The sequence below is a fragment of the Rhizobium sp. P1_E6 genome (assembly GCF_056405875.1).
The window spans coordinates 63,952-76,681 of the sequence record NZ_JBFUBG010000002.1 but is presented as its reverse complement, the minus strand read 5'-3'; the positions used below and the strand labels follow the sequence as shown (position 1 = coordinate 76,681).

10 protein-coding genes are annotated in these 12,730 nt (G+C 61.6%); 2 read left to right on the top strand and 8 right to left on the bottom strand.

Going from position 1 to position 12,730, the window contains the following annotated elements; all coding sequences use genetic code 11:
* Nucleotides 1-10 precede the first annotated feature (10 nt).
* The 5 genes from sufD to AC1D35_RS01880 form a co-directional block, all read right to left on the bottom strand.
* On the bottom strand, nt 11-1,285 hold the full coding sequence (gene sufD, locus AC1D35_RS01900; RefSeq protein WP_113310649.1) for a Fe-S cluster assembly protein SufD: 1,275 nt from the start codon (nt 1,283-1,285) through the stop codon (nt 11-13).
* A 23-nt stretch (nt 1,286-1,308) separates the two neighbouring features.
* A complete protein-coding gene (sufC, locus tag AC1D35_RS01895) occupies nt 1,309-2,064 on the bottom strand; it encodes a Fe-S cluster assembly ATPase SufC (protein ID WP_113310690.1) in 756 nt (251 codons plus the stop codon).
* 80 nt (nt 2,065-2,144) lie between these two features.
* Entirely contained in the window at nt 2,145-2,390 is a 246-nt protein-coding gene (locus AC1D35_RS01890; RefSeq protein WP_113299413.1) for a hypothetical protein, read from the bottom strand.
* A 1-nt stretch (nt 2,391) separates the two neighbouring features.
* Nucleotides 2,392-3,861: a Fe-S cluster assembly protein SufB gene (gene sufB, locus AC1D35_RS01885; protein WP_113310650.1), complete on the bottom strand. Its 1,470-nt coding sequence runs from the start codon at nt 3,859-3,861 to the stop codon at nt 2,392-2,394.
* A gap of 144 nt (nt 3,862-4,005) precedes the next feature.
* Entirely contained in the window at nt 4,006-5,172 is a 1,167-nt protein-coding gene (locus AC1D35_RS01880; RefSeq protein WP_113310651.1) for a cysteine desulfurase family protein, read from the bottom strand.
* Between the two features lie 216 nt (nt 5,173-5,388).
* On the opposite strand from AC1D35_RS01880, the gene AC1D35_RS01875 reads away from it, so the two are divergent.
* On the top strand, nt 5,389-6,066 hold the full coding sequence (locus AC1D35_RS01875) for an alpha/beta hydrolase (RefSeq protein WP_025668882.1): 678 nt from the start codon (nt 5,389-5,391) through the stop codon (nt 6,064-6,066).
* Here AC1D35_RS01875 and AC1D35_RS01870 read toward each other — a convergent pair.
* Entirely contained in the window at nt 6,059-6,586 is a 528-nt protein-coding gene (locus AC1D35_RS01870) for a GNAT family N-acetyltransferase (RefSeq protein ID WP_113310652.1), read from the bottom strand. The two genes, AC1D35_RS01875 and AC1D35_RS01870, sit on opposite strands and share 8 nt — an antisense overlap.
* Nucleotides 6,583-7,707: an anhydro-N-acetylmuramic acid kinase gene (locus AC1D35_RS01865; protein WP_113310653.1), complete on the bottom strand. Its 1,125-nt coding sequence runs from the start codon at nt 7,705-7,707 to the stop codon at nt 6,583-6,585. The genes AC1D35_RS01870 and AC1D35_RS01865 overlap by 4 nt, the downstream gene beginning before the upstream one ends.
* 120 nt (nt 7,708-7,827) lie before the next feature.
* Here AC1D35_RS01865 and tyrS point away from each other — a divergent pair, with 120 nt between their 5' ends.
* Nucleotides 7,828-9,084, top strand: coding sequence for a tyrosine--tRNA ligase (gene tyrS, locus AC1D35_RS01860; RefSeq protein ID WP_113310654.1), 1,257 nt, complete (start codon nt 7,828-7,830; stop codon nt 9,082-9,084).
* A gap of 173 nt (nt 9,085-9,257) precedes the next feature.
* On the opposite strand, the gene AC1D35_RS01855 is transcribed toward tyrS, so the two are convergent.
* Nucleotides 9,258-12,650 (bottom strand): DUF3971 domain-containing protein, encoded by a 3,393-nt coding sequence (locus AC1D35_RS01855; RefSeq protein ID WP_113310655.1) that lies wholly within the window; start codon nt 12,648-12,650, stop codon nt 9,258-9,260.
* Nucleotides 12,651-12,730 lie beyond the last annotated feature (80 nt).

Sequence of the window (12,730 nt, the reverse complement as noted above, 5' to 3'; positions counted from 1 at the left end):
CGCTATCCGATCAGGCGTGCTTTTCCAGCCAGGCCGAAATGACGCCTTCCAGCGCCTCGACCAGGGCTTCGTCTTCCATTTCCTCAACGATCTCGGCAACGAAGGCGTTGACGAGCATGGCGCGCGCCTTGTTCTCCGGAATGCCGCGAGCCATCAGGTAATAGAGATGGTTGTGGTCGATATCGGCGACCGTCGCACCATGGCCGCACTGCACGTCGTCGGCGAAGATTTCGAGCTCAGGCTTGACCGAGAATTCGGCATCGTCGGACATCAGCAGCGTGTTGCAGGCCATCTTGGCATCGGTCTTCTGGGCATCGGGCGCAACCCGGATCATGCCCTGGAAGACGCCTCTGGCGCGATCGAAGACGACGTTGCGGATCACTTCCGTCGAGCCGGTATGCGGCACGTCATGGCCGAGCACCATCGTCACATCGGTATGTGTCTCGCCGCCGAGCAGGTTGATGCCGCGCAGCGTCAGATCGGCGCCCTCGCCCGTTACCTTGATATTCAGCTCCTGGCGCACCAGCTTGCCGCCGGCATTGATGACGAAGAGCTTCAGCTTGGCGTCAGCGCCGAGATCGATGCGGATCTGGCCGAGATGCGTATCTTCGCCACCCTGCTGCTGCAGAATGATCCAGGTGAGCTCCGTGCCCTCACCCACCGTGATGTCGCTGACATGCGACACGAGCGCGGCGTCACCCGTCACCGACTGGTGACGCTCGATGACGACACCCTTCACATTGGCGCCGAAGGTTACAGGCAGGCGGGTATGAATGTCGCCGCCGGCATGCACGAACTGGATTTCCAGTGGCTCTTCGAGCTCCGTGCCATCGGGCACGTCGACGACATAGCCATCCTTGACGAAGCTGCCATTGATGCGGCCGACAGCGTCGTCGCGACCGAGCGCATCGAGATTGGCAGCGGCCGAACCGTCGGTCAGCTTTTCGGAATAGACCGAAACCGAGAGATCTCCGATTGCGGCCTTGTTGGCGGCCCTGCCCTGAATGACGGCAAGCACCGGAGAACCCTCAACCAGCGGCGGCAGCGCTTCCGAGCCGGCGTCACCCGCCTGCGCCGGAACGCTGCGCAGCAGGTTCTTGAGATCGGTATAGTGCCAGGCCTCGACGCGGCGCGTCGGCAGGCCTTCCTTCTTCAGGTCGTCGAGCAGCCGGTCGCGCAACGCGGTGACCGCGCCATTGCCCGGCAATTCGCCGATCTGGTGGTTGAACGCTTCAATCAGCGCCGATTCGGCCGCGGTCAGGCGGCTCGTCGTTTGCATGTTCATGGACGTCGTCCTTTCCGCCACGCTCAGGCTGCGGCGCCGATGATATCGGCGTAACCGTTGGCTTCCAGCTCATGGGCGAGCGTCTTGTCGCCGGACTTGATGACCTGGCCCTTGTAGAGAACGTGGACCGTATCCGGCACGATGTAATCGAGCAGGCGCTGGTAATGGGTGATGACGACGACGGCACGATCGGGCGACCGCAGCGCGTTGACGCCGTCGGCCACGATCTTCAGCGCGTCGATGTCGAGGCCGGAATCGGTTTCGTCGAGCACGCAGAGCTTCGGCTCGAGCAGCGCCATCTGCAGGATTTCGGCACGCTTCTTCTCGCCGCCGGAGAAACCAACGTTCAGCGGGCGCTTCAGCATCTCGGTGTTGATCTGCAGCTTGCCCGCAGCGTCCTTGACGCGGCGCATGAAGTCGGGCGTCGTCAGTTCGGCTTCGCCGCGTGCCTTGCGCTGCTCGTTCATCGCCACCTTCAGGAACTGCATGGTCGCAACGCCGGGGATCTCGACAGGGTACTGGAAGGCCAGGAAGATACCCTTGGTGGCGCGCTCGGCAGCGTCGAGCTCGAGGATGCTCTCGCCGTTGTAGAGGATATCGCCCTCGGTCACTTCGTAATCTTCGCGGCCGGAGAGGATGTAGGAGAGTGTCGACTTGCCGGAGCCGTTCGGGCCCATGATGGCGGCAACTTCGCCAGCCTTCACGGTGAGGTTCAGGCCACGGATGATTTCGGTGCCGTCTTCGGCGATGCGGGCATGGAGGTTCTTGATTTCAAGCATCTTTGGTTCCTGCGTTTTCTCTGCGTAGCTCATCGGAGCCTCGCGTAATTTCTAAGGGCATTGACACGTTGTGCTCTGTGCTATGGCCAGAAGAAACGAATGACACGGACAAACGCGACCACGATGAGCCAAGGCCATTTGAGAAATTCCGGGATATCCGGAAACATCTTTGCCGATTTTTCCATGCGCTGCCGGAGAAACACATAGGGCTGCTCCGGCGGCATCTCCGTCTCGTATCTTTGCTCGCGGGGGCCTATCTTCGACAGGATCTCTCCGCGCATATTCGTCAGGCGTTCAAGAATTCGCTTCTTGTCCGCCTCGCTCATGTCAGCCGACTGAGCCTTCCAGCGAGATGCTGATCAGCTTCTGCGCCTCGACGGCGAATTCCATCGGCAGCTCCTGCAGCACTTCCTTGACGAAGCCGTTGACGATCAGCGCGATCGCCGCCTCGGTCGGAATGCCACGCTGCAGGCAGTAGAACAGCTGGTCTTCGGAAATCTTCGAGGTGGTCGCTTCGTGTTCAAATTGCGCCGTCGAATTCTTCGCTTCGATGTAAGGCACCGTATGGGCGCCGCACTTGTCGCCGATCAGCAGCGAGTCGCACTGCGTGAAGTTGCGGGCGTTGGACGCCTTGCGGTGGGCCGAGACCTGGCCACGATAGGTGTTCTGCGAAACGCCGGCGGCAATGCCCTTGGAGACGATGCGGCTCGACGTGTTCTTGCCGAGATGGATCATCTTGGTGCCGCTGTCGATCTGCTGATGGCCGTTGGAAACGGCGATTGAGTAGAACTCGCCGCGGCTATCATCACCGCGCAGGATGCAGGACGGGTACTTCCAGGTGATGGCAGAGCCCGTTTCGACCTGCGTCCAGGAGATCTTCGAACGGTCGCCACGGCAATCGCCGCGCTTGGTAACGAAGTTGTAAATGCCGCCCTTGCCGTTCTTGTCGCCCGGATACCAGTTCTGGACCGTCGAATATTTGATTTCGGCATCGTCGAGGGCAACGAGCTCGACCACGGCGGCGTGCAGCTGGTTTTCATCGCGCTGCGGTGCGGTGCAGCCTTCGAGGTAGGAGACGTAAGCGCCTTCCTCGGCGATGATCAGGGTGCGCTCGAACTGGCCGGTATTCTTCTCGTTGATGCGGAAATAGGTGGAAAGCTCCATCGGGCATCGCACGCCCTTCGGCACGAAGACGAAGGAACCGTCGGTAAAGACAGCGGAGTTCAGCGTCGCATAATAGTTGTCGGTGGTCGGAACGACCGAGCCGAGGTATTTCTGTACCAGCTCGGGATATTCGCGGATCGCTTCCGAGATCGACATGAAGATCACGCCGGCCTTTTTCAGCTCTTCCTTGAAGGTCGTGACGACGGAAACGGAATCGAACACCGCATCGACCGCGATCTTCGGCTTCTGCACGCCGGCCAGGATTTCCTGCTCCTTCAGCGGAATGCCGAGCTTCTCGTAGACCTTGAGGATTTCAGGATCGACGTCTTCGATCGACTTCGGACCCGGCGTGCTCTTCGGCGCCGCGTAATAGTGGATCGCGTTGAAATCGATCTTCGGATAGTCGACGCGGGCCCAGGTGGGCTCGTCCATCGTCAGCCAGCGCTTGTAGGCTTCGAGGCGCCATTCGAGCATCCATTCCGGTTCCTGCTTCTTGGAGGAGATCAGGCGGATGATGTCTTCGGAAAGGCCCTTGGGTGCCTTGTCCATCTCGATGACTGTTTCGAAGCCGTATTTATACTGGTCCACGTCGATCTGGCGGACGCGATCGACGGTTTCCTGGACAGCAGGCATGTCGTTCTCCAATCTTGCCGGAGAAAAGGTCCGGCAGCTTGTCGTGCGGGCAATTTTCTTTTGCCCCTGATATAAGCGGCCAAAAGGGACTTTTCAGCCCTGTTGGCAAGTAGAAATTTGCGTTTCCGCAAGTTTGTGAGGCGGTCAGGCCGCCTCGCCCGCCAGCTTTCGCCGGGAGGCAATTTTCGTAAAGGTGGCAATCGCCCTGTCCACGTCATCAGCCGTCGTCGAAAACCCGAGCGAGATGCGCAGAGCGCCGAGCTTCGGATCGCGGCCCATCGCCGTCAGCACATGGCTTTCACCGACCCGGCCTGAAGAACAAGCCGAGCCCGCTGAAAGGGCTAAGCCTTCGAGATCGAAGGCGATCTGCCCGGTCTCCGCCTTCATGCAAGGCAGGGTGAAGAAGATGGTATTGGCGACGCGCGGGCCACCGGCGCCGTGGATGATGACATCGGGCGCCGCAACGCGCATGCCGGCTTCCAGCCTGTCGCGCAGCACGGCAATGCCGGCATTGCGTTCCTCAAGATTCTGCAGCACGGCTTCCGCCGCCGCCCCGAAGCCGATCAATGCCAGCGAGTTCTGTGTCCCCGAGCGGTGACCCTTCTCTTGGCCGCCGCCGCGGATCAGCGCCTTCGGCATCAGCGCTTCGCCACGGGCAATCAGTGCGCCCGCACCCTTCGGCCCACCGATCTTGTGCGACGAAATGATCATGAAATCCGCGCCGATCCGATCGATCTCGGTCGGCAGGCGGCCGGCCGCCTGGACGGCATCGACGACGAAGAGCCCGCCATGGGCGCGCACGATCCTGCCCGCCTCTTCGACCGGCTGGACGATGCCCGTCTCGTTGTTGACGAACATGATCGCCACCATCGGCAGGCCTGTCGCCTTGTCGTGGGCATCGAGAAGTTCGGAGAGCGCCTTCAGATCGACGATGCCGGCATCGGTCACCGGGATCTCGGTCGTCTTGTCTTTCGGGAAGCGGCCGCCCTCGCGGACCGCCAGATGCTCGACGGCGGAATGATACAGACGGCCAAGCTTCATCGGCGTGCGGCCCATGCTGAATTCCGCCGTCAGTACCATATTGGCAGCTTCCGTGGCGCCACTGGTAAAGATAACATTGGAGGGATCGGCACCGGTCAGCAGTGCGATCTTGCGGCGCGCGCCCTCGATGGCCGCACGGGCAGCACGGCCTTCGCCGTGAACGGAATTAGGATTGCCGAAGATGTCCATGGCGCGCATGATCGCTTCACGCGCTGCAGGGTGCATCGGCGATGTTGCGTTCCAATCGAGATAAAGGCGTGGCGGCGCCATTGTCTTCGGTCCTGCGCTTGACGAGCTTGCTCAGGCGCGGCGGCGCATTTTTCTTGAAATTTCCGCCGGGCTTGCCTTATGACACATTCCACGCTGCGTGGATCGCCATGCAAGTTTCGAATTGTTCTAAACTGCGTTTTAGAAAAGCTGACAACAATCGTCAAGTCATGTTGTCACCAAACGTAGCGTGAACGCGAAATAAAACCCGGAGTACCGATGCCCGAAGTTATTTTCAACGGCCCAGCCGGCCGTCTTGAAGGCCGCTACCAGCCCTCCAAGGAAAAAAGCGCACCGATCGCCGTCATTCTGCACCCGCATCCGCAGTTTGGTGGCACGATGAACAACCAGATCGTCTACCAGCTCTTCTACATGTTCCAGAAGCGCGGTTTTACGACACTGCGCTTCAATTTCCGGGGCATCGGCCGCAGCCAGGGCGAATTCGACCATGGCGCGGGTGAGCTTTCGGATGCGGCTTCCGCGCTCGACTGGGTGCAGAGCCTCCATCCCGATTCGAAGACCTGTTGGGTCGCCGGTTACTCCTTCGGCTCCTGGATAGGCATGCAGCTTCTGATGCGCCGCCCGGAAATCGAAGGCTTCATGTCGATCGCGCCGCAGCCGAACACCTACGACTTCTCTTTCCTTGCCCCCTGCCCGTCCTCCGGCCTGATCATCAATGGCGAGGCGGACAAGGTGGCACCTGAAAAGGACGTCAACGGTCTCGTCGAGAAGCTCAAGACCCAGAAGGGCATTCTCATCACCCACCGCACCGTGCCGGGCGCCAACCACTTCTTCAACGGTCAGGTCGACACGCTGATGGCCGAGTGCGAGGATTATCTCGACCGCCGCCTCAACGGCGAGCTGGTGCCGGAACCGGCAGCCAAGCGGATCAGGTAACGGCCTGCCGCACGGCGGCCGTCATCTCGAATTCAACGCCCTTGATACCTTCGATAAAGATCGGCCCGCGCACCCGCATGCCGATCTTTTTCAATACGTGCTGCGAGGCGAGATTGTCCGGGTGCGTGAAGGCGATGAAATGCGGCGGAAAATCCCTGGAAAAGAACCAGTCGGCAAGGCTTCCGGCAATTTCCGTCGCATATCCCTTGCCCCATTCGCGAGCGTAAAGGGCATAGCCCATCTCATATTCGCCGGTGTGGTAGAGCGAGATCCCGGCACGGCCGATGAAGCGGCCATCCTCGCGGCCGACGATCTTGTATTTCGTCGTGCCGTCGCGCCCCTGCTCGGCAAGATATGTCGCCAACCGCTCTTCGCATTTTTCTCGCGACCAAGGGGCGGCGCCAGACATGTATCGCGTCGTTTCGATCGTCGAATGCAGGTCGAAAATCAGGCCCGCATCACCGTCGTCCCACATTTTCGCGATGAGGCGCGGCGTTTCGAAGATAATCCCGTCCGTCATCTCGCCGGCTCCGCCAACACGCCGCCGGTCACTGGCTGGCTGACGCCCGTCGTGCCGGGATAGGTGAGCGGTAGCCCCTCCAGCGAGCGTACCGCCAGATAGGCCCACGCCTCTGCCTCCATCGCATCGCCATCGAAACCCGCCTGTTCGGCGCTCATGACTGCCGAGCCCCTCTCGCCGGCCATGTCGGCGAATTCCGCCATGATGGTGCCGTTCAGCCGGCCGCCGCCGCAGACGATATAGACGGAGGGGCTTTCCGGCAGATAGCCGGCCGATTTGACGATCGAGGCGGCGGCGACATGCGCAAGCGTGCGCGCGCCGTCCTCAAGGCTCGCCTCGCCATCGACAAGCGGCTTGAAATCGCCGCGGTCGAGCGAGCGGCGGATATTGCCTTGGAAGAAAGGGCTGCCGAGATAACGGGCGGCGATATCAGCCACCACCTGCCCGCGCCCGGCGATCTCTCCGCCGGGATCGTAAGTCTTGCCGGTTTGCATCTCAACCCACTGGTCGATCAGCGTATTGCCGGGGCCGCTGTCGAAGGCTGCGATGCGCCCATCCACGCCGATATAGGTGAGGTTCGAAATGCCGCCGATATTGACGAAGCAGACCGTCTGTCCCTCTTGCTGGAAGCGGCCGGCAAGGGCTGCATGATAGGCCGGCACCAGCGGCGCACCCTGCCCGCCATGCACCATATCGTTGGCGCGCATGTCGTAGACGACGGGAATGCCGGTGCGTTCCGCCAGCAACTCTCCATCGCCGATCTGGATCGTCAGCGCATCGCCTGGTCGGTGCAGCACGGTCTGGCCGTGGAAGCCGAGCACGTCGATATCGCCGCTAGCGAGCCCGAATTTCTGGAGAAATGCCGTAACGGCATCTTCATTACGTAGGGTGAGTTCAATTTCGATCTCACGAAGTTCATTGGGCCGTGCGCTGCGATCGCTCAGCGGCCGCGCCAGGTCGAGCGCACGCTTCAGCCGCTCGCGAAAACCGGCATCATAGGCCACACCCAGGAACGGACCGCGCTCGATGAAGCCTCGCCCGTCGGTTCTGAGCAGTGCCACATCGATGCCGTCCATCGAGGTGCCGCTCATCAAGCCGATCGCAGTCCTGACGATATCCATTGCGCCGCGCGCCTTTCATGCGATTCCCGGATGCACTTTTGGAAAAACAGTGCTAAACGCGCCGCGACGGTTCAACAAGCGTCAATCCCATTCCTGTTCGACGTTCAAGAGACGAAGCCCATGCCCGAGTTCAAGTCCGATTTCCTCCGCACGCTACAAGAGCGCGGCTTCATTCATCAGATTTCCGATGAAAGCGGCCTCGACGATCTCTTCGCCAAGGAAACCGTGACGGCTTATATCGGCTTCGATCCGACCGCACCCAGCCTGCACGCCGGATCGCTCATCCAGATCATGATGCTGCACTGGATGCAGAAGACCGGCCATCGCGCCATCTCGCTGATGGGCGGCGGCACCGGCATGGTCGGCGACCCCTCCTTCAAGGAAGAGGCCCGCCAGCTGATGACCGTCGATACGATCGAAGGCAACATCGCCTCCATCAAGCGCGTCTTCTCGAACTACCTTGATTACGGCGACGGTCCGAAGGACGCGCTGATGATCAACAATGCCGAATGGCTGCGCTCGCTGAACTACCTCGAGTTCCTGCGCGATGTCGGCAGGCATTTCTCGGTCAACCGCATGCTGGCCTTCGACAGCGTCAAGACCCGCCTCGACCGTGAGCAGTCGCTCTCCTTCCTGGAATTCAACTACATGATCCTCCAGGCCTATGACTTCGTCGAGCTTGCCAAGCGCTACGATTGCCGCCTGCAGATGGGCGGTTCGGACCAGTGGGGCAACATCGTCAACGGCATCGACCTCGGTCACCGCATGGGGACGAAGCAGCTCTATGCGCTGACCTCGCCGCTGTTGACCACATCTTCGGGCGCCAAGATGGGCAAGTCTGCGACCGGCGCGATCTGGCTGAACGCCGACATGCTCTCGGCCTATGATTTCTGGCAGTACTGGCGCAACACCGAGGACGCCGACGTCGAGCGCTTCCTCAAGCTCTACACGACGCTGCCGATGGACGAGATCGCCCGCCTTTCCGCACTCGGCGGCTCCGAGATCAACGAGGTCAAGAAGATCCTGGCGACCGAGGTCACCGCGATCCTGCACGGCCGCGAAGCTGCCGAACAGGCAGCCGAGACGGCACGCAAGACCTTCGAGGAAGGCGGCCTCTCCGACAACCTGCCGTCCGTCGAGGTTCCCGCCTCCGAGCTCGACGCCGGCATCGGCCTTCTGTCGTTGATCGTCCGTGCCGGCCTCGCCGCGTCGAACGGTGAAGCCCGCCGTCACGTGCAGGGTGGCGCCGTGCGCATCAACGACCAGGCCGTCAGTGACGAGCGCCGGATGATCGGCAGCGGGGAAATCACCGCCGATGGCGTCATCAAGCTGTCGCTCGGCAAGAAGAAGCACATCCTGATCCGCCGTGCAGCGTAAACCGCGCAAGCGATAGGATCCAAAAAGCCGGCTTTCGCGCCGGCTTTTTCTTTGCAGACAAACTTCGTCTTTTCCTCAGCAGATCCTCGGGACAAGCCCGAGCATGACGAAAGAGGAGTTGGCCGATCTTGTCAGCAGTTTGAAGCGGGCGCCTGTCTCGGCTTTCCAATTCCTTACTGGAATTCGAAGATCTGGCGGAAGACCCCGGGCGCAATCACCGACAGTGGGTTAATCTGCAGGTTCGGCTGGTCGAACTTACCGGTCAGCTTGAAGGTAATGCCGATCAGGCCGCGGTCCGAGCCGTTGCCGAGGATGATGCCGATCAGCGGCAACTCGGCAAAGAGACGGTTGAGGCCATAGGCCGGCATGAAGGTGCCGGTCATGTCCATGTTGCCCTTGGCATTGCGCACCACGCCCTGGAAGGTCGCGCCGATCTGGTCGCCGCGCAGCACGCCGTTTTCGATGGAGATCGCCCCGCCGCGCGAGACGACACGGGCAAAGCCGCGCTGGAAGCGCTGCGAGGAGGTATCGATATCGCGTTTGACGGCTTCGTTCAGCGTGCGCTGGTCCGAACCGACAGGTGTGGAAACGATCGAGCGCAGGCGCTGCTCGTTGACGATCGAGAAACGGCGTACATCGACCGAACCATCCCAGCCGCCGCCTGCATTGAGGCGGACCGCCAGATTGAGCAGGCCGCCCTGCATATGCTGGTAGAGATCGGCAAAGCGCGACACCGAGCCGGCATCGCCGCTGGTGACGTTGATGACGCCGCCACCCTGCATCTGGCTGACGACAGCCTCGCCGCTGTCGGTGATCCCGGAGAAATTCAATGATTGCAGCCGGCTGCCGCTCAAGCCGATCTGCGCCTGGAAATTACTGATTTTCTCGTCGTTGAAGCCGATGATGTTCTGCAGCTTCGCCCGCACGCTCACGCCAGTGGCATCGCCGCCGTCACCATCGCCCCCGGAGTCCGATTTCAGCCGGTCGATGATCGGCCGCACGTCGGCGCTGGCGCCGGAGACGGAGATATCGTAGCTGCCCTTCCCGCGCTTCAGCGACAGCGCGAAATCATCGACGGAGGAAAGCTTCACGCTGTCGAAATCCGCCGACATCAGGCCGCTTTTGCCGATCACGAGTGCGCCCGTTGCCCCGAAGCCATCACCCTTCAGGCGGAAATTCCTGACTTGCGTATTGTCAGGCGGGCCGGAAACCTCGAATTCGGCATTGGCGGGAATGCCGCTGCCCTTCGACCAGCCGATCCAGGGCAGTTCGAGCGATGCCTTGCCGAGATCGAGCTGCACGTCCTGACGATCCTCGTCGAGGCGCGTCAGGACCAGCTTGACGCTGCCGCCAAGGATGCCGGACAGGCCAGGCAACAGCCTGTCGCGCTGGTCGCCGTTCAGTGTTGCCGTAATCACGCGCTGCGGCTCGATGCCGGAAGATTTGTCGACGGGCTCCAGCATATCGATATCGGCGGATACGCCGTCGATGTCGGCCTTGCCCTTGACCTTCACCTGCTGCGGATCGGCGTCGAGCGTACCGTCGAGATTGGTGATGATGCGTCCCGAGAACGGTTTGGCAAGCGCAATGTCGGTGAGCTTCATCTGCGCCGTCCACTCAGGCGGCGGCGGATTTTGCGAGGACAGAAGCCCGAACTGCGCCTGCACATGCGCGTCGATATTGCCCTTGAGGTCGTCGGGCACGAAGCCCGCGCGCTGCAGCACCTTGATCGGCTTGTAGGTCAGAAGCTCGCCCACCGCATCGGCAGAACCTGAAACGGAAATGTCCGCAACGGCCATCAGCGGCTTGTCATAGACCGACGGCAGCACGAAGGTGCCCGGCTGTACCGCCACTGAACGCCCGGACGGGAAATAGGAGGTGCCGCTCTTGAGCGAGATCGCCGCCCGCCCGCCTGTCAGGTCGAAATGCGCCGCCGTATCGCGTATCGGGGGGATTTCGCCGGCGACATTCATGCGCGTCCCGGCGATGTCGAAGGCGATGCGGAGCTGGTTTTCGTCGAGCCGCAGGCCGCGTCCTCTCGCAGCCTCATCCAGCCGGCCCGGCGGAATGAAGACGGAAATGGAAGCGTCGGTCACCACGCCGCCGAAGAGGTTTGCAAGCACCCATACCCGCGCTTTGGACGCCATCCAATAGGGCCAGAGCTGTTTGATCGCTGTCGTCTGCATCTGCTGCGACTGGCCGACAAAGCTGATTTCGGGCGATTTGTCGTTCAGCCGAAGATGCAGAGCGCCGTAGAGCGAACCGAGCGGCGAGGAAGCCACCATGTTGGAAAACTGGAACTCGCGGCCGGCGACGAGATAGCGCCCGGTCGCCTGCAGGTCGAAGGACAGCGGCTGCTCGCCGGAGTTTGGCGCCGCCGTGCCGCCACTGATAAGCGCATCGATGCCGAACCCCTTGCCTGCATTGGGATCGAGCTTGTCGAGGTCGATCACTGCACCGCTGATCGGCAGCACGGTCGGGCCGAGATGCAACCGCGACTTGGCGATCTCCAGTGTCTGCCTGTCGAAGTCATAGGCAAGATTGAACTGGCCGTCCGTCAGTTCCTGCGAATCGCCATCGACATAGATCAGGCCGGGGTCGAGATTGAGCGCTGCATTGAGCGTCGGCTTGACGCCATCGGCGGCCCGCACGGCGGACAGGGTGAGGTTGCCGAATGAGTTGAGGCCCTGGCGGATATCCCCCTGCTCGTTGCGCTTCAGCGCAAAAGGCGCCAGGTCGACATGCGTCAGCGTGGCGACGAGCCGCGATGCATGGCCGCCCGCCTCCTCGGTGATGACGTTGAGATCGGCGGTCTCGCCATTGATCGAGATCTGTCCGCTCAGCTGCAGCGAGCTCGGCCCGGCATGTTCAAAGGCGAGGTTGTCGACCACCAGCGAGACCGGCCCGTTTGCCGTGTCTGCGAGCTTTATGTCGATACCCGAGATGCGCACCGAGTCCGTGCCGCCGCGCTCGACGAAGGTCCGGAACATGTCGAGATGCGAAAAGATCGCCTCCATTGCCGCCGGAATCGCATCCACACGCAGATTGTCGAGCTTTACCGGATCGCCCGAGGGAAGCAGTGAGGTGTCGAGCGCGATATCGTCCGCCTCGACCGACGTCACGGCGATGCGGCCGCGGAAGAGCTGCAGCGGATCCAGCGCCATGCGCATCGACGATGTGGTGGAAAGATGCTGGCCGCTCTGCTGGTCGATCATATTGACGTCGCGCGCTTCGAGCGCCAACCGCAGGCCGGAGGTGAAGCGGATGACGGTGGAGCCGACTTCGGCCCGGTAGCGCGGCCCCAGTGCACCGTTCAGCGCCGCTTGCGCCTGCTGTGACAGCGGCGCGTCGATAATTCCGCTTTCGATGGTGAAGACGATCGCCGCCAGGATGAACAGGATCACTGCGCAGAAGCCGCTGGCGGCTTTTGCGGTGCCGCGCATGCGTGAGCGCGGCGGCGGGCAATGCACGATGAGGGGATCCTCCGCTTGCGCGGAAGGCAGGTTGTGCAAGGCGACGATATCCTTCTTGCGAAACGTGACTTTTTCGCCGCGGATGGCTGACATGCGCCTTGGGAAACTCCTGGATCTGATTTGAATCACTCTGGGCGGGACACCGTTTCGTCCACTATATAACCCGTCTGATA

What these genes read in the sequence shown, in the direction of transcription:
- sufD (WP_113310649.1), bottom strand. Translation starts at nt 1,285, where the DNA reads ATGAACATGCAAACGACGAGCCGCCTGACCGCGGCCGAATCGGCGCTG.
- sufC (WP_113310690.1), bottom strand. Translation starts at nt 2,064, where the DNA reads ATGCTTGAAATCAAGAACCTCCATGCCCGCATCGCCGAAGACGGCACC.
- AC1D35_RS01890 (WP_113299413.1), bottom strand. Translation starts at nt 2,390, where the DNA reads ATGAGCGAGGCGGACAAGAAGCGAATTCTTGAACGCCTGACGAATATG.
- sufB (WP_113310650.1), bottom strand. Translation starts at nt 3,861, where the DNA reads ATGCCTGCTGTCCAGGAAACCGTCGATCGCGTCCGCCAGATCGACGTG.
- AC1D35_RS01880 (WP_113310651.1), bottom strand. Translation starts at nt 5,172, where the DNA reads ATGGCGCCGCCACGCCTTTATCTCGATTGGAACGCAACATCGCCGATG.
- AC1D35_RS01875 (WP_025668882.1), top strand. Translation starts at nt 5,389, where the DNA reads ATGCCCGAAGTTATTTTCAACGGCCCAGCCGGCCGTCTTGAAGGCCGC.
- AC1D35_RS01870 (WP_113310652.1), bottom strand. Translation starts at nt 6,586, where the DNA reads ATGACGGACGGGATTATCTTCGAAACGCCGCGCCTCATCGCGAAAATG.
- AC1D35_RS01865 (WP_113310653.1), bottom strand. Translation starts at nt 7,707, where the DNA reads ATGGATATCGTCAGGACTGCGATCGGCTTGATGAGCGGCACCTCGATG.
- tyrS (WP_113310654.1), top strand. Translation starts at nt 7,828, where the DNA reads ATGCCCGAGTTCAAGTCCGATTTCCTCCGCACGCTACAAGAGCGCGGC.
- AC1D35_RS01855 (WP_113310655.1), bottom strand. Translation starts at nt 12,650, where the DNA reads ATGTCAGCCATCCGCGGCGAAAAAGTCACGTTTCGCAAGAAGGATATC.